The sequence below is a fragment of the Duganella sp. Root336D2 genome (assembly GCF_001425005.1).
Lineage (GTDB): Bacteria > Pseudomonadota > Gammaproteobacteria > Burkholderiales > Burkholderiaceae_D > Rugamonas.
In genome coordinates this window covers 158,874-179,458 of record NZ_LMDB01000037.1, presented here as the reverse complement: position 1 = coordinate 179,458, position 20,585 = coordinate 158,874, and the positions used below count along the sequence as shown (strand labels likewise).

General features: G+C 58.4%; 15 protein-coding genes. 14 read left to right on the top strand and 1 reads right to left on the bottom strand.

What is annotated here, in order from left to right:
* Nucleotides 1-46: 46 nt before the first annotated feature.
* The 8 genes from ASD07_RS25195 to ASD07_RS25170 all read left to right on the top strand — a co-directional run bounded on the left by ASD07_RS25195 (nt 47) and on the right by ASD07_RS25170 (nt 11,176).
* Nucleotides 47-2,929: a type VI secretion system Vgr family protein gene (locus ASD07_RS25195; protein WP_055936880.1), complete on the top strand. Its 2,883-nt coding sequence runs from the start codon at nt 47-49 to the stop codon at nt 2,927-2,929.
* Between the two features lie 6 nt (nt 2,930-2,935).
* Nucleotides 2,936-5,407 (top strand): glycoside hydrolase family protein, encoded by a 2,472-nt coding sequence (locus ASD07_RS30445; RefSeq protein ID WP_082507558.1) that lies wholly within the window; start codon nt 2,936-2,938, stop codon nt 5,405-5,407.
* A gap of 4 nt (nt 5,408-5,411) precedes the next feature.
* A complete protein-coding gene (locus tag ASD07_RS25185; protein WP_156398181.1) occupies nt 5,412-6,410 on the top strand; it encodes a hypothetical protein in 999 nt (332 codons plus the stop codon).
* A 210-nt stretch (nt 6,411-6,620) separates the two neighbouring features.
* Entirely contained in the window at nt 6,621-7,100 is a 480-nt protein-coding gene (locus ASD07_RS31165; RefSeq protein WP_156398180.1) for a hypothetical protein, read from the top strand.
* Nucleotides 7,101-7,435: 335 nt separating this feature from the next.
* Complete coding sequence (locus tag ASD07_RS31160) at nt 7,436-7,963, top strand: hypothetical protein (RefSeq protein WP_156398179.1); 528 nt, start codon at nt 7,436-7,438, stop codon at nt 7,961-7,963.
* A gap of 319 nt (nt 7,964-8,282) precedes the next feature.
* The gene (locus tag ASD07_RS25180) at nt 8,283-9,095 is read left to right on the top strand and encodes a hypothetical protein (RefSeq protein WP_055936872.1); all 813 of its coding nucleotides are present in this window, start codon (nt 8,283-8,285) and stop codon (nt 9,093-9,095) included.
* A 23-nt stretch (nt 9,096-9,118) separates the two neighbouring features.
* Nucleotides 9,119-10,225 (top strand): hypothetical protein, encoded by a 1,107-nt coding sequence (locus ASD07_RS31155; protein WP_156398178.1) that lies wholly within the window; start codon nt 9,119-9,121, stop codon nt 10,223-10,225.
* Nucleotides 10,226-10,282: 57 nt separating this feature from the next.
* Nucleotides 10,283-11,176, top strand: a complete 894-nt coding sequence (locus ASD07_RS25170) for a hypothetical protein (RefSeq protein ID WP_055936867.1) — start codon at nt 10,283-10,285, stop codon at nt 11,174-11,176.
* 304 nt (nt 11,177-11,480) lie between these two features.
* On the opposite strand, the gene ASD07_RS25165 is transcribed toward ASD07_RS25170, so the two are convergent.
* A complete protein-coding gene (locus tag ASD07_RS25165; protein WP_055936864.1) occupies nt 11,481-12,260 on the bottom strand; it encodes a hypothetical protein in 780 nt (259 codons plus the stop codon).
* Between the two features lie 221 nt (nt 12,261-12,481).
* On the opposite strand from ASD07_RS25165, the gene ASD07_RS25160 reads away from it, so the two are divergent.
* The 6 genes from ASD07_RS25160 to ASD07_RS25135 are packed head-to-tail and all read left to right on the top strand — an operon-like array spanning nt 12,482 to nt 20,581.
* Complete coding sequence (locus tag ASD07_RS25160; protein WP_057245564.1) at nt 12,482-13,321, top strand: M15 family metallopeptidase; 840 nt, start codon at nt 12,482-12,484, stop codon at nt 13,319-13,321.
* Between the two features lie 9 nt (nt 13,322-13,330).
* Nucleotides 13,331-13,594, top strand: a complete 264-nt coding sequence (locus ASD07_RS25155) for a PAAR domain-containing protein (RefSeq protein ID WP_055936860.1) — start codon at nt 13,331-13,333, stop codon at nt 13,592-13,594.
* Between the two features lie 19 nt (nt 13,595-13,613).
* Nucleotides 13,614-15,008 (top strand): hypothetical protein, encoded by a 1,395-nt coding sequence (locus tag ASD07_RS25150; protein WP_055936858.1) that lies wholly within the window; start codon nt 13,614-13,616, stop codon nt 15,006-15,008.
* A gap of 20 nt (nt 15,009-15,028) precedes the next feature.
* Entirely contained in the window at nt 15,029-18,856 is a 3,828-nt protein-coding gene (gene tssM / locus ASD07_RS25145; protein ID WP_055937536.1) for a type VI secretion system membrane subunit TssM, read from the top strand.
* Nucleotides 18,853-19,830 carry a type VI secretion system-associated protein TagF gene (tagF, locus tag ASD07_RS25140; protein WP_055936856.1) on the top strand — a complete coding sequence of 326 codons (978 nt, stop codon included), beginning with the start codon at nt 18,853-18,855 and terminating at the stop codon, nt 19,828-19,830. Before tssM ends, tagF begins: the two co-directional genes overlap by 4 nt.
* Nucleotide 19,831: 1 nt before the next feature.
* Nucleotides 19,832-20,581, top strand: coding sequence for an OmpA family protein (locus ASD07_RS25135; protein WP_055936854.1), 750 nt, complete (start codon nt 19,832-19,834; stop codon nt 20,579-20,581).
* Nucleotides 20,582-20,585: the final 4 nt, after the last annotated feature.

Sequence of the window (20,585 nt, the reverse complement as noted above, 5' to 3'; positions counted from 1 at the left end):
TCTAGGCTGTAATGGCGGTCCGTATGGTTATCTAAAACACAATCTCATGCTGGACCGCCTCACTCAAGATACACGCCTGCTGCGACTGACCACGCCGCAGGGCGCCGCGCAGCTATTGGTCGAATGCGTGCGCGGAGAGGAGGCGATCGGCAAACCCTTCGCCTTCGATATTTCGACGCTGTCCACCGACGCAGCGATCCCGCTCAAGTCCCTGCTTGGCCAGCCGGCTATACTGGAGCTGGTGACCGCCGCCAGCAAGGAAGCGCCGCGCCCATTCCACGGCCATATTACTGCCATCGAGTTGAGCGGCTCCAACGGCGGCCTGGCGCGCTACATGGTGCGGCTGGAGCCCTGGACGGCCTTCCTCGCGCAAAACCGTGACAGCCGTGTTTTCCAGGACCTGTCGGTATGCGACATCCTCGATGCCGTTTTGGGCAGCTGGCAAGGCCAGGGCAAACTGGTGCCCGAGTGGCGTTTCGAACTGGCCGACCGCGCAGCCTATCCAAAGCGCAGCCTGTGCACCCAATACCAGGAAAGCGACTGGGCCTTCGCCGAACGACTGATGGCGGAAGAAGGCCTGTTCTATTACTTCGAACACCGCAGCGACGGCCACCTCCTGGTGATTGCAGACCACAATGGTGCCTTCCAGCCCAACGAGCAGGCAGCAGTGCGCTTCACCCAGGCCGGCGCCGTGATGCGCGAAGACAGCATGGACCGCTGGCGCATGCAGGCCAGCCTGCTCACCAGCGAAGTCGCGCTGCAAAGCTGGGATTACCGCACGCTGGACCAGCGCGCCGCCAGTGCAGCCAGTGCCGACGATGGCGGCATTCCGCTGTCCGCCCGCGATGTGCCAGGCGCCTATGCCTACAGCGGCCGCGAACACGGCCAGCGCCTTGCCGAACGCCGCCTGCAGGCAGTCGATGTCGCACGCAAGAACATGACGGGCGCCGGCACCGTGCGCACCATGGCCCCGGCCACGCGCTTCTCCCTGCAAGGCGAGCCGGTGACCGGTGACAGCGGCGACTTCATCGTCATCCGCGTGCTGCACCTGATGCACAACAACCTGGCCGCGCAAATGCGCTCGAATATCCAGCGCGAACTGGGCCAGGCCGCACTACAGCTGCTTAACGACGGCGACCTGGCCGAAAGCCGCCATGCAGTCGGCAACGCCATTGCCGAACGCCCGCTGTACCGCAACCGCATCGACGCCATCGAAGCTGCCCTGCCCTACCGCAGCGGGGCGCCATGGAAACGCCCTACCGTGCAGGGACAGCAGACCGCCATCGTGGTGGGCCCATCCGGCGCGCCGATCCATACTGACCGTGACCACCGCGTCAAGGTGCAATTCCACTGGCAGCGCGGCGACAGCAGCCATAGCCGCCTGGCGCCATCGCTGCAAGCAGGCGACAGTGGCGCTCCCGCCGACGACAGCGCCGGCACCTGGGTGCGCGTCGCCACCCCGCTGGCGCCGATTGCCGGCGCCAATTGGGGCAGCAATACCCTGCCGCGCGTTGGCCAGGAAGTGCTGGTTGACTTCCTCGAAGGCGATATCGACCGCCCCGTCATTATTGGCGCCCTGTACAACGGCGACGGCCAGGCCGACGCCCAACACAACAAGATCGGCGCAGGCACCGGCGCAGCCACCGGTAATGCGCCCGTATGGTTCCCCGGCGAGTCCGGCGGTCACGCCCACCCGGCATCGCTGTCGGGCCTGAAAAGCCAGGCCATGCAAAGCAGCCAGGCCGGCGCGGGCGCCTACAGCCAGCTGGTATTCGACGACTCGCCCGGCCAGTCGCGCGTAGCCCTGCAGCGCCACGCCAAGCCGCACCAGGGCACAGCTGAACTGAACCTCGGCCACCTGCGACACCAAAGCGACAACCAGCGCCTGCATGCTGTCGGTTTTGGCGCGGAGCTGAAGACCGAACATGCCCTCGCCCTGCGTTCCGGCCAAGGCATGCTGCTCTCCACTCACGCAGCGCGCGGCGCCAGCGGCAATGTGCTGGACGCACGTCCCGCCCAGAACCAGGTTGAAAGCGCGAGGCAACTGCAAATTGCCCTGGCCGAGCAGGCAAAGACCCACAAAGCCAACTTGCCGAAACAAGAGGAAGCCGACAAGCTGCCGGTGACCGAAGGCTTGCAACGCACCGCCGATACCCTGTCCTCGCGTGCAAACAGCGGCGCACCGGCTTTCGACGCTCCGCTGCTGCAGGTCGACAGCCCATCCGGTATCGTCGCGGCCACGCCTGCCGACGCACTGCTTGCGTCCGAAACGTCCAGCAGCGTGACCGCCAGCCAGGACATCAACTTCGCCGCGCAGGCGAACCTGCTGCATTCCTCCGCTGGTGGCATCAGCCTGTTCACCTACGGCAAAGCGGACGCCAAGGATAAGCCGAACCAGGAAACCGGCCTGCACCTGCACGCGGCGAGCGGGAAGTACAGCAGCCAAAGCCAGGATGCCGCGACCATGCTGACCGCCGACAAGGCAGTTGCCGTCGCCAGCATCAACGCCGAAGTAAATATCGCCGCCAAACAGCATGTGCTGCTTACGACCCAAGGCGCAGCAATACGCATCGAGGGCGGGAACATCACGCTGAATGCACCTGGCAAGGTCGAATTCAAGGCCAGCATGAAGGAACTGGGAGGCCCGTCGGATGGCAGCATTGGACTGCCGAATCTTCCTAAGCTCGCGGTAACGAACTATCCGGAAAAGTACAGCAATAGGTTGGACGTACACGATCTCTTCATCCAGCATGAACTGGCTGGGATCACTTACGCGGCTAAACGCACCGATGGGAAGGTTGTTCGGGGCTTACTGGATCAACACGGCCGAACCGATCAACTGTATGTCAAAGACAAAGAAAAAATTGAAGTCCTGGTTGGTCCTAAGCAGACTGAATGGGGTCTGATTTACGACTACGACGACGAGTAAGAAGCTATGGAATTTAACAAAACAAAAATCGATGATGCACTTCGCAGCATCGTGAACGTAAAGCTGGTTGACCCGTTTGGTAAGCGTATCGCTGGTCTGCGATATCAAGTTCGTCAAGGCACTCAAATTGTCGCAAGAGGTGTCACGAACACGGAAGGAAAGTTTTCGTCATTCGCGTCAATCATAGGCACAATCTTGACCGTATACGTCGAGCGCTTCGGCACAAACGAATTCAAGGAGATCAAAAAGATCATTCCTTGGTCCGAAGACTTCCGCATCAAGCTTGTTAGCGAAAAACGGAAAGAAAACCTAAACGCGAAGGAACACCAAGGAAATCCTGGTAATTACCAGCGCAAAACGTATAAAGTCTGCAAAGACGATACGCTGGGCCATATTGCAAGCCAATTCGAAACTACTGCCGCAGACTTGGCTGCATTAAATGGCATTGCAGTGACAGACATTATCCATATTGATCAGATACTCAAAGTTCCGAATAAGCCAGCGCGATCAGGGGCTGCAACATCAAATGCCACGGCTCCATCTACTGCGCCAACTTCTGAGCCCGTATCAATTCAAGGACCAGTCTCAAACGACACAGGAACAGCAACTGGTGCCTCGCCATCGCCTGCGGCAACATCAAATAGCATTGCACAGCCGGCGCCGGGTGCATTGTCTGCGTCCACATCGTTACCTGCCTCAGTATCGGGGCAAGAAACTACTTTAAACGTTACAGGAACGCCGACTACGCCTTCATCATCGGCCCCTATACCTTCGGAGGCTGCGACTCAAGCCCCCACTGTTGCGGTCCCTGCGAACGAGGGGGCCAGTACTGAATCGATCCCAGCGAAAGCAACTGTTGTCACTACACCAGTACCTGTCGCCAAGGAAGAAGACCGTGGGCCAAATGGTACGCCGAAAACCGTTGTTACCCCGGTTTGCGACCAAAGTGGGTGTATTAAGCTCGGCGACAAAGGCCAACTGATCGAAGAACTGAACCTCCGTCTCATGGGTTTTGGCAATACAATCCATGACCCAGCTTCTCTCGACGAATTTACAGTAGCTACGGAAAAGGCTGTGAAGCAGTTTCAGCGTGACTATATGGGGGTAGCAGAGAGCGGCAAAGTTTGTGGCGCCGTCCTTACTGCAATCGACGAGTTCCTAATCAAATATCCAATCTCATTCCATCCATTTGCTTGCCAATGCGGTGCGCATGGGGCAAGTGTAGCTGACCGCTGTAATGGTTTTGGCAAGGCTAGGCTGGGGTCTGCCTCTGTCAGTCACCTGAAAAACGGCGCCAACGTTGCCGGAGTGGAAAAACCAGGAATTCACCGCGCGCTGTTCTGGAGTCTACGAGCGGCACTCTTCTACTTGGATGCCAAGGAGAGCCAGTTAGGCTTCAAGTTCGGGTATGTCGCGTCCGGCTATCGCTGCTGGAAGCGAGCCAAACAAATGGGTATCTTCACCACGAACCATCTGGGCAACGCATGCGACGTGCATTTCTTGCGTGTTAGCAATAATTCCGAGGTAACCGGTGACGCCCTAGAGTCCCTAAAGAATAAGGTATTCGTTAGCAGGATGAAGGCTCGTCCAAAATGGGATACGGAAAACTGCATTTCACTTGAGCCCAAACACATCACTGATGCGTGGGTGCATATGGATGTACGTATGTTCAAGGAAAAATACCTGCTACCTCGATACTACGCTAAGACCCGAGAGGCGGCTGATGGCGACCCAATCGCTACAATTGCAAGGCGCGAGGGCCGGCTTAGCTTAGTCAATTGTGGCGGCAGTACACCAACGCTACCTGTTGAGGCACCAATTTCCGCGCCAGTTGCGACCCAAAAGCCGACACCTGCGCCTAAGCCGCCCGCTAAACCACCAGCCACCAATCCGCAAGCTCAAAAACCGCCGCCTGCTGCCGGCAAAGGGAGCAAGAAAAGCCCGGTCACGGCCGGGCCAGCCGCTACGACGCGAAAAGACCCCGACAGCCTCCATGTATCGCAACTAGGCTTGGACTTTATTCGAGTCTGGGAGAATGGCGACCTAACCACTAGCCATCTCGCTCCTTACGACGTAAAAGATCAATGCACAGTTGGCGTCGGGCATTTAGTCGATGGCGAGCGATCATGTGCGGAGCTCGCAAGTTCAGGTAGCGTTGCCTATAAAAAGTATGCAGCCGGCATTACAGTTGAGGAAGAGCGGGCCCTGTTCGCTGAAGACGTCGAACGGATACGCAATCGTATTCTGCCCAGCCTTCAAGTGCCCCTGCACCAGCATGAATTTGATGCCCTGATGAGTCTTGCATTCAACACAGGCGGGCTGAAAAAATTCATAAAGTTACTTGCCAAGCTAAATACCAAAAACTACGGCGGCTGCTGCGATGAGTTTGCTGACATCACCAGCGGAGGTGCGTTGACAGCACGCAGGCAATCTGAAATGCGATTATTTCGTAACAATATATACGACGCAAACCATTAACGACATGAAATCAATTTTCCCTATATGGCTGACATTCGTCGGCGTTCTTCTCACAGCAATTAATACTCAAGCTGCCCCCGTTGAGGGCACTTGGAAACTCGAACGCTCTGTTGATTACGAAAGCAATGCTCCGGCAAAAAAAGCCTCAAAATTTCCCATCATCAAATTCCAAGATAACATTATTCAGCTATCTGAAAACTGTACGGCACGCCTAATCGCTACAGATTATCTCTTTCCAGAGGTATTCCAAGCGATGACAAAAGAGGGAATTTCCGAAACTCAAGTTGACCGTTTTCTTGTGAAAAATTTTGGCATTTCTCTATTGAAAACGAAAATGGTCTATAAACTTAAGCCGAACCCAGAATATTGCGCAAGTCCGGTAATGGAATTTTTTGTTGTTAACGATAAAATTCTAATCCCGGCAGGAGACATATTCTATATCTATGGAAAAACGCAACCTGATCACGGTGCCGCTTACCATAATGCCACCCAATCGAAGAATGACAGTTTAATCTCTGGTTACAAGCTATCGCGCCTGCCTATGGATTTCGATCGTTATTATGATACCTGCCGGCCGAAGATTACGAATTCCAAAGGAAAACCTCAAACCTCTGACAAATGCGCTCCTGAATTCTTCCCTTACGTCGCAGACCCTAAGAGCGATGACCCGCTGATGAAGCTGGTTGGTAACCATAATTACACAATGGGAGGCCATAGATATGCTGACGGCTTTTCCCCTCCATTTAAACAGAAAGCACCGGCTACATTCCTCGTATTCACGCCAATGAACCAAGTAGTTTTGTTACGAGTGGACGATTTTGAGGTAGTTCGCAATGAAGAGCGAGACATAATGGCTGGAGTTTATCTTTCGGTAGTCAACGGAAAAGTCGTCGACCAGATCTCCGGCTGCCATCTCAATCTAGAATACGTCTGCCTTGCTGAGGGACAGGCGGTCGCGAAACTAGCTCCAAACGGAAAGTTTCAAAAGATTACCAATCCATAACAGCTATGAATACTGCCCTTCGCAATCATTACTAGGGCAACACTGTTTTCACCTGTAACCGAGTCGCGCCCTCATGCATCGCTCGAATCGGTATCTGCGAGAGCCCTTACGGAACGCGCTGTTTAAATTATCGATTCCGATGTCGTTAACAAACAATTTAATATTGGGTGAACAAACCCAAGAAATTCAACAACATAAAGCTAAAGTTTGATGACGAAAAAGATAACTATCGCGTTCTTTCTTTTAATTTTTTTGACCAGCTCAAGCTTTAGCAATGCCGGATTTGCTGGAGGGCCATATTTCTTATGGATCAACTTCTCTAAAAATACCCATATCGACGATGTCATAGCAAGCAACCGGAGCCAAAGAGAAGACTGCGGTGAGCCAGACATGAAAATTGTTCCCGCTCCCGAATGGATATCTCGTGACTTAATTGACAAAGCAGTTATTCACGATAATAAGAATTCGATTTCCACTCTGGATAAGCTTTTACGAAAAAAATATCCAGAATATTCCAGCCAAGGCCTGGATGGAATCATCGTTTATACTGAATCCCCCACGCCTCATTTTTTGAATTTCGTACGAGGTAGAAAAATAATAATAAAAGAGCGATTAAAAAAAGGATCAAATGATGAAATCATATGGCAAGCCTTTTGCCTCATGGTGCCACCAATTACCAGACCAATTTGATTTAAGTCCCATTCATTAGCTAACGAGGCGGGCTCCAATGGCGCATGTTTAATGCTCAAGCCTGTTGCCCCGATTCGCAAGAACTCAAATACGTATGCAGTCAGCGATCGTCTACGTCGGAGGAAACAGCATTGTCGATGTGCCTAAGGCTGAGGAACCTGCAGTGCTCGCCGTACACGAGAAAACTACGTGCGAATGCAGAGGTTCGCCAAACGTTCGATCCGCGGCAAATGAGTCGAATACGGCTGACAAATCAGTGCCGACGTTTATTATTTTAAGCAACGGCAACGAAGTCTTACATAAGATAATATGGATCAGTTTTTCAGGACAAGCTCATGCTGATGAATTTGGAGAATCGAGATGGACTGCAAATGATGGGAGCGTCATCCAGTCCCGCATTCAAGACACTACTCTGTTTAGCACTCATTGCCTTCTCCAGTTCGAGCGAGGCAGGATTTGCGGGCGGTCCTTACTTTCTTTGGGTGAATGCGTCGAGCAATCAACGCATTGAGAAGATAATCGAAAAGCATCTAAACGCCGGCGAAGATTGCGGTAGACCAGATATGCAGGCCTTCCCTGCGCCTGAATGGATTCCGCGGGATTTAATCAATAATGCGATAGTGCAAGAAGACAGGAGATCCATTGCAGAACTCGATCAAATGCTGGGAAGGACGTACCCTGGATATTCCACAAAGGGTCTGGATGGCGTTATCGTTTACAGTGAAAATCCGAAACCGCAGCTTTCAAATCTGGTGCGCGGTAGAAAATTGATCGCCAAACTTCCATTAAATGACCCAAATAACGAGCAAACCGCATGGAGAACTTTCTGCAGCATGGTTCCTCCAATTACCAGACATAGTTAGGGGTAGTTATTCCAAGAATTGCTATTTAAGGCCACCTCGAACTGAGGCATGGACATTAAAACAACCGTACTTGCGCTGGCGTTAACGCTCATGGCTCCATTGAGCTATGCAGGGAACTCCAGTAGCGGTAAAACTTTTAGCAATTTCGGGAACGACCTCACGAGCCCGATATTCCCAGCGAACGGGACTCTGAAAGTCTATAAAAACAAGAATGACGCCAAGCCAATCCCTACACGCTTCGTGCAGATGACTGGCTTCCGCGAGCATCAGCAAAGCATAGTCACGCCTACTTTATCTCATCGAATTGTTGAACCTGAACATGGCCGCCAAATCACTTACCCTCGCCATCGCGCTGATCGGCCTGATGCAGGTCGCGCAGGCATATACTCTTTTCGGTCCAGATCTCAAGGCCCCTATTTTTCCGCAAAACAGAACCCTGAAAGTCTACAAGGCGAAAAACGACGAGAAACCGCTGGCAGAATTTTACGATCTGACCTACTACGCGATTGGCCCCACAGGCTTTGCCCATACCTGCCTGGGGAAAAGCGAGGATGGCTGGGTACGATGCAATATCAAAGGAAAAGCAGGCTGGGTGCGCCGCAGTGACTTCATCTCGGGAGCGGAATACCAGCCAGAATCCAACTGGCCGATTCGCTATTGGTTGGCCAGTGCTGGCGGCAGCATGCCCGGCGAAGAGACCGACGAACTACAGGACGAGGCAAAACGTAGCCCTTACCTCGCGCCCCAGAAAGATCTCTCCAATGTCTTCTTCAAAGTAGTGTTTGATAAAGACGGATTCGCCATCAGCGCAAAAACTGGCAAGCGGACCGGCGACCGTGTTTTTAAGGTCGGTAATGCGATTTACCTGGCCCCAGCAGATGGTGCGAAGCGCGACAACGCCACCTGGCGGTTTTTGAACTACTTCGACTCAAGCCTCCAGGCCATGTGCCCTTCACTTTCGAAAGAGAGTTGCTATAGCGCGGCAAACCTGGCGCAAGGATGGCCCGGGATCAGCATGCTGCACACTTCTCCGTCTCCTCAGTTTGTACAACGCCGAACGCGAAGAGAAGAACAAGGTGGAATGGTTTGGACAGGAAGACGTTGGCTTCGCCCGTTTCTCCGATCCAGTTAAACCAATGATGTACAAGCGCCCTGATGGCAAGCAGATTTGCATCATTGACTGCAAGTAGACGTCTCAATGAACTTGAAATCGCCGAGCAAGGCCTTTTGCATGGTTTTGTACTCCTGACGCGATTTACCCACGCACACAGTTACACCCGAAGATTACTGAAAATGAATAGATCCATTCCGATCATTGCGCTGTCTGCTATAAGCCTGTTCGCAATTTCTTCGTCAACTGCAGCCGAGCTTGCAGGAACATGGAAATTTGAAAGGGCCCGAGGCTTCTACAGCCATCAAAAGAACATCGCGCCACCAGATCAAAAGACGATTCAGCTTGTCAACAACCGGACCAATTTCGGGCCACGTTGCCTGGGTACGTATACAAGAACAAAATACTCGTACCACATGCTTTTTCAAATGGCGATGAAAGGCGGCGTTGACGAGAGGGAGCTCGGCTCATTCACCAAGAAAGAGTTTGGCGTGTCGTTACCAGCAAAGGGATTCTACTACCGACTCGAAGGTCCGACGGACGTGTGCCGTGAACAATTCGAAGACGTTTGGGTCGACGGAGATAGGCTTTTGGTCGCAGCAGGCGCCGAGATTTTCTACAGCTTTGTTCGAACTGCTGACCCGAAAGTGCCATTCCCAGAGCTGGCGGGCCTCACCGCATCCCACCTGCCTTACGACACTGATATTTTTGCCAATCATTGTGCCGCCCAGGTAGGGCTTGCCGGCGAGTTGCAACGCGAATTGGATAAGTGTTCGCCGGTGTTCAATTCATATATCGCTAAGAAAGAAAGCACGAACTATATCGCGCAGCTAGTTGGAAATCACGACTATCGAAGAGGCGGCGCATCCTTCGCCGATCACTACTCAACGCCTTTTTCGCACAACCAGCACCCCGTCTTTCACGTACTTCCTCCATTAAAAGGCATTGTGGTAGTTCGGGTAAACGATCTGGGGGCAAAGACAAAAGAAGACCGCGAAGTTATGGGGGGTGTTTATCTGTCAATCAAGTCTGGAAAGATCGTCGATCAACTGAATGAGCGCTGCAACTTAACTGAGAAATATACCTGCGTAGATGAAGACAACAATCCACAATTCCAGCTTCTCGAAACCGGCAAGTTCAAGCGGCTGTGAGCACGTTCGCTGGAATAGTTCTTTTATGCTTGTCCCAGGTATCGAGCGGCCCATCTGATGCAACTTAAGTCAACGCTGGCTTTCATAACTTTCGCCTGCTTCGCCAGCACGGGCTTTGCTTACGAATTCGAGAACGGGGTCCCGCTGACACTGGGCTTTCAGTTGGGCGAAACGACGGTCGAAGACGTTCAACTTCGAATAACCGGTCATGACGTTGAATTGGCGATATCGGTGCGGAACGCTACCGGGCAGCCGCAGTACGCGGGCTTTTATGCAGCCACCCCGCTGTTCGGGAGCCTTGGTGAGGGCGAAGAAAATTCAGATAAGACCTTTCCGGGGCTGAAGGCTTTCCACGATGGGAAGCCAGTGCGAACCTCACGTCACCATCGGGGCTTTTTCTTAGGACGGGACATCACGGCGCTTCTTCGTAAGGCCGGTGTGAATCCGATTCCGTCGAACAGTGGCGACTGGAGAAAAATCGAAAAGCTGCCGCGCTTGCAAGACCTCCGCTTGGAAAACTGGCAGGGCCAGGCCTCCTTGGGCTGGAGTGTGCGGTTGGCACCCGATTCCACGGCGCTTGAGACGATCAGGTACACGGCGTTGCCCAAGTTCGCTTTGGAAACCATCGACGCCGACTCCTTTACCCAGTTAGTACAACAGCATTGCGGCTCGCCTGAAAAGCTGAGGGACATGCTCCATCTGGCAGCGCCGGAAGAAACACTGGTGCTGACGGAGGTTTTCGAGTTTCCCCTTCCCTCCCTCGCGTTGCAGGATACGCGTTTGACGATAGAGAAGCCGGTGAAAAAAATGCCAGGCGGTCGCCGCTTCGCCACTTTGGCATGCGGTTTTGATGGCGCCGTGACGGTGCCGTCGGACGGCACGATTCACAGAGCTACCTATTCTGTCTCCGCCCTGGTGGTCTCCCTATTGTCCAGCGCACCGGAAAAATGAAATCTCGAATCAGATTTGGAGCCGCGATGCTTGCCACGGCCCTTGCCAATGTCGACGCCCAAGCACAGATGGCCACCTTGCATTACATGGTGGGAATCGTCAGCTTTACAGAGGACGCGACATATCCAGATTCAAAGCAAGCCTGAAGTTGGAATCGAGGTGCCGCCGGGAGGGCACACGTAGGGATTGTCGTCGCTGGTGAGCAGTTATATCGCGGATCGCAAGCAAATCTGGCTGAAAGGGCAGAAACGCAAGGTAGCCCAAAAGGCGGCTGGCGCGGGGCGGCGCCAGCCGCTGCCAGGTCTCATGCGCCCGTCGCAGTTTTCTCAAGCTTGCTGCGGCTGTACACGCGGCATTCGTTTTTCTTCCAACGGCCTTCACAGACGCGAATACGGCAGCGGGCGGCGTCCTGCTTGCCCTGCTTCTTGCATTGGTCAAGCGCCTTCGGCAAGGAGACGCGGGCGCTCGCGGAAGTATCGTACTTGGCGTGGGCAACCAGGGCCGCCAGGAGCTGCAAGTCGTTCTCTTCTTCCGCCGATGGCTGCGTGGCTTCCGGCTCCGCTTCCTTGACTGGCTTTTCCTTGGCTGGCTTGCGTACCGCCTTTGCTGCCACAGGCCTGGATGCTGCCGGCGCACCGCCTTCCAGCATCTGCTTCAAGGATTCTTTTGGTTTGCCGGCGACAGGCGGCGGCGATTCATCGATGATGGCCGCGACTTGCGGCGCTGGCGCGGTCAACGCGGCGAGCGGGGAATTGTCCGCTGGCTGCACAGTCTCCGCGACCACTGCGTTGGCAGCTGCCGGTGTGACTGCAGGCGGGGTAGCTGGCGCCGGCGCCGGTGTGGCAGCCAAAGTTTCGGCAGCCGGCTCGCTGTCGCCGAACGACACGAACGCCAAAGCGACTGCGACAACCAGCACGCTGACGCCGCCGGCAATCCACAGGTGCTTGCGGCGCGGTGCTTCCGCGACCAGCGGCGGCTCGAATTCCGCAGGGGAAGCTGGTTGATTCTCTAGAGCATTTTGCTGCTCAGCCGTAAGCAGGCTTGGACGGCCTGCCGGTTTCCGGGTTTCGTTGCTTGATGACAATGGATTACTCCTGGCAAAGGTTATCATTAATATACTTTACCTATGGAAAAAGGTGCGCACTCTAGAGCGCAGAGCCGCTAACGGGGGTGCGCACGATTGAAATCCCGGCAAAAGCGGATTATCAGAACTTCAAGATATACTTTCCCGCAAATAACTTATTGCTAAGGCGACACGCGCCCGCAGTGTTATCAAATTGGTAATTTAGATTCCAGAGGTCAATAGTGGTGTTCGTTGCCGTCGTGCTGTATTTCCTGCTGGCTTGCGCGCTGAGCTGGATGGTCCTGTTCCCTGCGGGACGGGCCTATGTCTCGCGCCGCCTGGAGCTGGTAGGCAGCCGCGTCCAGCGCAGTATGCAAAACATCGCACGCCGCGGCGGCGCACAGGCCGGCGCGCTGGGATCGGAATCGGCATTCGCCGTACGCCAGGGCGGCAACTTCCTGCGCGAGCATAAATGGACCGCGATTGCGGCGCTGGTGATCATGCTGCTGCCCGCTGGCGTGGCGTGGATGGCGAGCAGCCGCACCATGGTGGGCGGTTTCGATGCACCGGTGCGCGAAGCGAACCAGCAGGTATCGGCACTGCTGCAGGGCGAGCAGCTCGTTCCGCCGCCGGCCCTGCCGCCGGTGCTGTTCATGACGCCGGAAGTGGAAGTCGTGCGTCCTAACCTGGTGTCGGCGAGCCGCGACTGGGCCTTGCTGGATAAGGAATATTCGCAGCGCTTGCTGCAGGCGTTCCGCATCATGAAGGAGCGCCATGGCTATGACATGGCCATCCTGGAAGGCTACCGCAGCCCCGAACGGCAGGATGCGCTGGCGGCGCAAGGCAGCAACGTAACCAATGCCAAGGCCTTCCAGAGCTGGCACCAGTATGGCCTGGCCGCCGACTGCGCCTTCCTGCGCGAGGGCAAGCTGGTGATCTCGGAGCGTGATCCGTGGGCCATGCGCGGCTACCAGTTGTTTGGTGAAGTGGCGGAAAGCCTGGGCCTGACCTGGGGCGGCCGCTGGAAAATGATGGATTTCGGCCACACCGAGTTGCGTGTGGACGGCGTGAGAAAGAAATAGGGGTACGAAATGCCAGGAGCACTGATCCTTTTAGGCGACAAGACGACACATAAGGGCACCGTGGTCGAAGCTTCGCAGCAGAGCGATAGCGGCGGCAAGCCGATCGCCGGCCTGGGCCACAAGGTTTCCTGCCCGGTTCACGGCGATACCACCATCACCAGCGGTGACCAGAGCCTGCTCGTCGACGGCAAGCCGGCGGCGCGCCATGGCGACAAAACCAGTTGTGGCGCTACGCTGATCGCGAGCCAGCAGAATTCGACGGACGCGGTGTGAGGCAGGCATGCAGAATTGGATGAAACGCAGCTTGCTGGTGCTTGGTGTATTCGGTCTTTGCTGGATTGGGGCGGTTTGGTACTGGCGCACTACCACGCGCATGCCCGACACGGGCGACCTGACGCTGGCCATGCTGGTCATGCCGCTCACGCTTATCATGGGCTTCGTGCTGGCGCGGAAGACTTTCGCCGCACCGGAGGCGGTGACGGCAGGTGCCGGCGGCGCCCAAGCCCCAGCCACCCCGGAGCTGCAGGCCGGCCGGGCGACGCAGGGCTCGGGCGACGCACATGGCGCCGCAAACGTCGCGCATGCAGCCGCACCGTGGATGCAATTTGCTGTCGCAGGCACTGCCCTGCGCATGGCGCACGGCGACTCGCCGGCTGAACTGGCGGCTGCCATCGCCGAGGGCGAAGCGCGCCTGGACCTCGATCCTGAACTCACGGATTTGCAAGGCTTTCCGCTGCTTGCCGGGCGCGTGGCGGATATTGCCCTGGGGCCGCTGGAAGAATGGCTGTCTTCCCTGCAGCCGGCTCCGCGCACGCCGTCGGCGCAGCACCTGCGCGCCATGGCGCTGGGCGGCGATATCGCCGCCAGGCTCGCTGCACAAGCCTCGGAAAGCGGCAGCGATGGCGTGCTGCAACTGATCCCCCTGCTGCCACAGGACTGGCCGGCCACTACGCAGGTGCTGGCTACGCGCTGGCTGGAATATTCCATCACTGAGGCGGGCTGGCCGCTGGAGCAGCTGGCTGTGCGCCAGCCTGCAGCGGCAGCACATGCCTTCGCAAGCGCTGTACCGCCAGCACCGGCAACCACCCTTGCCGCGCTGCGCGCAGTGTCGGCCCAGGCGGCCGGCGCCGACGCCCCCGCGCTCAACCTGCTGCTGGCATGCGGTTCCGATATCGATGCCGATGCGGTCGAAAACCTGGCTGTCAACGGCAAGCTGTACGGCGCGCGCAATCCGAACGGGCGCATGCCGGCGGAAGGTGCCGCGGGCATCCTGCTGCAGTCGCAGCCCGAAGCTGGCGAAGAGTTGCGCCTGCTCGCGCTGCACGCGAAGGAAGATGCAACGCTGCGCGAACTGGCGCAGGAAGCCCTGGTCCAGGCCGATGGCGCGAAGCCGGCCTATGTTGCCGCCGATACCGATCACCGCGCTGCCCTGATGTCGGACCTGATGCAATGCGTCGAGGCTGCAGTCCCAGGGCTGGACGCCAATACTTCGCTGGCCTGCGTCGGTGCAAGCTGCGGCCACACGGGCGCTGTCGGCGCCCTGGCGGCGATTGCGCTGGCCCATCACCAGGCAATGGACAGCAGCGGCATTGCGCTCGCGCTGGCCAACAGCGACCCAACCCAACGTTACGCCTTGCTGGTCGGCCCGCTCCCGGCCCCGGCAAGTAAAGCGCCATCCCTTAGCTAACCTTGCAAGAGTAAAAAATGATGCACAGAATCCGGGAAATCCTGACCTCGCGCACCGCCTTCCTGATCTATGGCTGGCTTGCCTTCGCGGCATTCCTGCTGGTCGCGGCGGTACTGCTGGAATTGCCATACACCCTGGCCTTTGCCGTGTTGGCAGCAGCGCTGCTGCTTGGCATAATGGTCTGGTCATGGCGCCGCTATCGCGCGCGCCGCGCCGCCAACCAGCTGGGCAGCATGCTGGAACAGCAGGCCGTCACCACGCAGGCCAAGGCCGAACCGGCGCCGCGCCACGAAACGGAAGCGCTGCGCAAGCGCATGCTGGATGCGATCCAGACCATCAAGACTTCCAAGCTGGGCCTGCGCTCCGGCAGCGCGGCCTTGTACGAGCTGCCCTGGTACATGATCATTGGTAACCCGGCCGCCGGCAAGAGCACGGCAATCGCCAACTCGGGCCTGCAGTTCCCGCTGGCCGGCAGCCGCATCGTGCAAGGCGTGGGCGGCACCCGTAACTGCGACTGGTTCTTCACCACCGACGGCATCCTGCTGGATACCGCGGGCCGCTACGCAGTCAACGATGAAGACCGCGCCGAGTGGTTCGGCTTCCTCGGGCTGCTGAAGAAGTACCGCAAGAAGGCGCCGATCAACGGCATCATCATCGCCGTCAGCATCGCCGAACTGACCGGCAAGCGTCCTGAATTCGCCATCGAGCTGGCCAAGAACCTGCGCCAGCGCGTGCAGGAGCTGACCGAAAAGCTGGAGGTGCATGCACCGGTCTACATCGTCTTCACCAAGGCGGACCTGATCAACGGCTTCACCGACTTCTTCCACGATACCGAAATCGGTGAGCGCGACCGCGTCTGGGGCGCCACCCTGCCCTACCACAAGAACCAGCCGAACGAAGACCTGCTGCGCCAGTTCGACGCGCGCTTCGACGAGCTGTACGAAGGCCTGAAGGAAATGAGCCTGGCCAATATGGCCCTGCAGTGGCGCGAACGCCTGCCGTCCGGCGTGTTCACCTTCCCGCTGGAATTCAACTCGGTCAAGGCGCCCCTGCGCACCTTCATCGCGACCCTGTTCGAAGAAAATCCTTTCCAGTTCAAACCCGTGTTCCGCGGCTTCTACTTCACCAGCGCGCTGCAGGAAGGCGAAGGCGTTTCCGCCACATCGCACCGCGTGGCACAGCGTTTCGACCTCAGCCTGCAACGCCAGGAACACCACGGCAGCGAACAGCAGCATGGCTACTTCCTGCTCAAACTGTTCCGCAACGTGATCTTTGCGGACCGCAACCTGGTGGCGCAGTACGCCAGCCCGGCCAAGGTCCGCATGCGCTACGCCGCCTTCTTCGGCGCCGTAGCCCTGAGCGGCCTGCTGCTGGGCGGCTGGAGCTGGTCGTACATGGGTAACCGCACCCTGGTGGCCAATGTGCAGGCCGACCTGGATAAGGCAGTCAAGCTGCAGAAACAGCGCCCTGACCTGGCGGCACGCCTGGAGGCGCTGGAAATCCTGCAGGACCGTATCGAACAGCTGGACCGCTTCCGCGACAACCGTCCGCTGTCGGTCAGCCTGGGCCTGTACCAGGGCGCCTACCTGGAACGCAAGCTGCGCGAGGAATACTTCGCCGGTGTACGTGAAGTGATGCTGAAACCAGTTGGCCAATCGCTGGAGACCTTCCTCGGCGAAGTCAACACCAATGCCGAACGCCTGCAGCCGCTGGCGCGCAATGCCGCCGCAACCCCTGCCGCGGCAGCGGCCGGCGCGGCACCTGCCGCCGGCGCGACCCCGGCGCCGGCCGTCGCACAAGCCGGACCGCAGCAGTTCAAGGACGCTTCTCCGGAAAATGTGGAAGACGCCTACAACGCGCTGAAAACCTATCTGATGCTGGGCGATAAATCGCGCGCCGAAGCCAGCCACCTGAACGACCAGTTGACCCGCTTCTGGCGCGTTTGGCTGGAATCGAACCGCGGCGCCATGCCGCGCGAGCAGATGATCCGCAGTGCGGAACGCCTGATTGCCTTCTACCTGTCCGAGATCAACGATCCCTCCTGGCCGACGGTCGAAAACCGCCTGACCCTGGTCGACCAGTCGCGCATCACCCTGCGCGGCGTGGTGCGCGGCATGCCGGCGCGCGAGCGCGTGTACGCCGACGTCAAGGCGCGCGCCTCGACCCGCTTCCCGTCCATGACCGTGGCCCGTATCGTGGGCGACCAGGACCGCGAGCTGGTGCTGGGCAGCTATTCGATTTCCGGCGCCTACACCCGTGCGGCGTGGGAAGGCTATGTGCGCGACGCCTTCAAGGAAGCCGCCAACCATGAACTGCAAAGCGCCGACTGGGTGCTCAAAACCGCCGCCAAGGACGACCTGACGCTGGAAGGCAGCCCTGAGCAGATCCAGAAAGCCCTGGTCGACCTTTACAAGAACGACTATGCCAAGGAATGGCAGAAGTTCCTGCAGGGCGTGGCAATCAAGGACCTGAACGGTTTTGAAGCGGCGGCCGGCGCAATGAACCGACTTGGCGATCCGGCGACTTCGCCGATTTCCAAGCTGGTCACCACCGTCTACCAGGAAACCTCGTGGGACAACCCTTCCCTGCTCGATAGCGGCCTGCAGCGCGCCCAGCGCGGCATCGGCGACTGGTTCCGCGAAACCATCCTGCGCCAGAAGCCTTCGCAGGTGAACATCAACCTGCCGGCCAATCCACAAGGCCAGCCGGGCGCACCGCTGCCACTGGGCCCGGTTGGCCGCGAATTCTCCGGCGTAGCGCAACTGGTGGTGGTCAAGGACAACAACGCCTCGCTGATGCGCGGCTATATGGACAACCTGGGCAAGCTGCGCGCCCGCTTCAACCAGATCCGCAACCAGGGCGATCCCGGCCCCGGCGCCAAGCAGCTGATGCAGCAGACGCTGGACGGCAGCGGTTCCGAACTGGCTGACGCGCTGAAGTATGTCGACGAGCAGATGCTGGTGGGCATGAACGATCCGCAGAAACAGGCCATCCGTCCGCTGCTGGTGCGCCCGCTGATGCAAACCTTCGCCGTCATCGTGCAGCCTACCGAAGCCGAAATCAACAAGGTGTGGGCGGCGCAGGTGCTGGAGCCGTTCCGCCGCGACCTGCAGACCAAGTACCCGTTCGCGACCGAATCCAAGCTGGAGGCAAGCAATGCCGAAATCGGCCAGGTGTTCGGTCCGGAAGGCGCAGTGGCGAAGTTCTTCAACACCACCATCGGCCCGCTGGTGGTACGCCGCGGCGACTCGCTGAGCGCCAAGACCTGGGCCAATATGGGCATTACCCTGTCGCCTGCCGTCGCTAACGCCTTCCCGGGCTGGATCGCGCCGCTCAGCGCCAACGGCGTCGCCAACCAGGCAGCCAGCAGCGAAGAAGCGCAAACCCGCTTCGAGCTGCAGACCGTCGCCGTGACCGGCGTCAGCGAATACACCATCGAAATCGACGGCCAGTCGGTACGCTGGAAAGGCCAGCAGCAGCCATGGGTGTCGATGGTATGGCCCAACCCGCAAGGCGTTCCAGGTTCGCGCATCACGGCTTTCACGCCGGACGGCAGGAAAGTGGTGGTGCTGGAAGAAAATGGACACTTCGGCTTGAAGAAAATGATCGATGCAGCGCAGCGCAAGCGCCGTCCGGACGGCAGCTTTGAGCTGAACTGGAGCAACGGCGGTGTGACCGTGGCGGCCAACCTGCGCCTGCTGCCTTCCGCACCGGCGCCGGTTGCGGCGCCGGTCCAGGCCAGCCAGGGCTTCCGCAAACTGCGCCTGCCTGACGCGGTGGTCGGCGGCCCGGCACCGGCCGGCGCCGGCGGCGAGCCAGCGATTGCCGCGGCGGGAGGTGCGCAATGAGCCGCGCTGCTGCTATCGGTTACTTCGGCAAGATCCCAAGCCGGGCTGACTTTGTAAAAGGCGGCAGCGACCCGAAAGTGCTGCAGATGATGGATGACTGGATGGCGCGCTCGATGGACATGCTGAGCATCGACGCGCGCTGGAAGCTGACTTACGACGCCGTACAACCGCTGCACTTCGCCCTGTTCGGGCCGCGCCGGCGCGCGGCTATCGCCGGCCATATCGCGGCCAGCAGCGACCAGTCCAGCCGCCGCTTCCCTTTCCTGATGGCTGGCAGCATCGACGTCGACGAACCGTCGTCCTTCGCCGCCAACAGCCCGCTGGTGCTGAACCGGCTGTGGAATCGCCTGGAAAACCTGAGCGGCGGGGTGTTGTCCGCCGAGGATGCGGCAGCGCCGTTGCAGGCCTTGAACGGCAACACCGTGGAACTGGACACCCGTGCCAGCGCCTACGATGCGGCGTTTGCCGATTTTCTCGAGCTGCAGACTGTCGCCGGCCTGGATGGCATGCTGGCGCAGGCCGGCTTTACCGGCAGCGTGCGCCAGGTGCTGCTGGCACTTGGCATCCTGTTGCAGCCGGTCATGGCAAGCAGCTCGAGCCGCCTGGAGAAAAGCCTGGTGCTGCCGCTGCCTACCGATCCGATGTACCGCTACCTGGTGGCGGCGTTCTGGATGCATGTGGTGACGCCGTTCCTGGCGCGCGCCGACTTCGAGCTGTCGCTGTTCGTCACGCGGCTGGAAGGCAAGCCGGTGCTGGTGCTCGGTTTCAGCGGCGCATCGCCGCAAACCCTGCTGGGCATCATGGACCCGCAAGTCGGCGAAGGCCACCACATCGCCTTCGACAACGTCGAATGGGTCGAGGACCAGGTCAATGAAGACTATGCGATACAGAAGGTATCGGCCTACCTCGCCAATCCCGGACTTTCCCTGAAATCTGCGCACGACTCGCTGCGTACTTCCTTTATCGGAAACTGATATGCGTTACCTTCCCCTTCTCCTGCTGTGCGCCGCCTTTGCGGTGCAGGCGCAAATACCCGGCCAGGTCGTCGCGAGCGGCACCGTGGCCGATGAAGCCAGCAAAACCGCCGTACTGGCCAAGCTGCGCGAAGTCTACGGCGCCGACAAGGTGCTCGACCAGATCACCGTGGGCCAGGTCACCACCCCGGCCAACTGGGGCGACTACGTGCAAAAGCTGATTACGCCGGACCTGAAGCAGGTCAGCCGCGGCCAGCTCAAGGTCGACGGCACCACCGTCAGCGTACGCGGCGAAGTCGCCAACGAAGCGCTGCGCCAGCGCATTGCCAGCGACTTTGCCACGCGCCTGAATCCCACCTACACCGTCACCAACGGCCTGCGCGTCTCGGCGGCGGACCAGGGCGTGCTGGACCGCACCCTGGCCAACCGCATCGTCGAATTCGAAAGCGGCCAGGCCGTGCTGACGCCGACCGGCAGGACCATCCTCGACGAAATGGGCTCGGCGATGCTGAAGCTGAAGGGCCAGAAGGTCGAAATCATCGGCCATACCGACAATGTCGGCCTGCGCACCAGCAACCAGAACCTGTCGCAGGCGCGCGCCGAAGCGGTGCGCAACTACCTGGCCGGCAAGGGCATCCCTGCCGAGACCCTGGTCGCATCGGGCTCCGGCCCGGATCGCCCGATCGCCAGCAACGATACGGTGGAAGGGCGCGCGCGCAACCGCCGTATCGAATTCCGCATGGCCCAGTAACCGA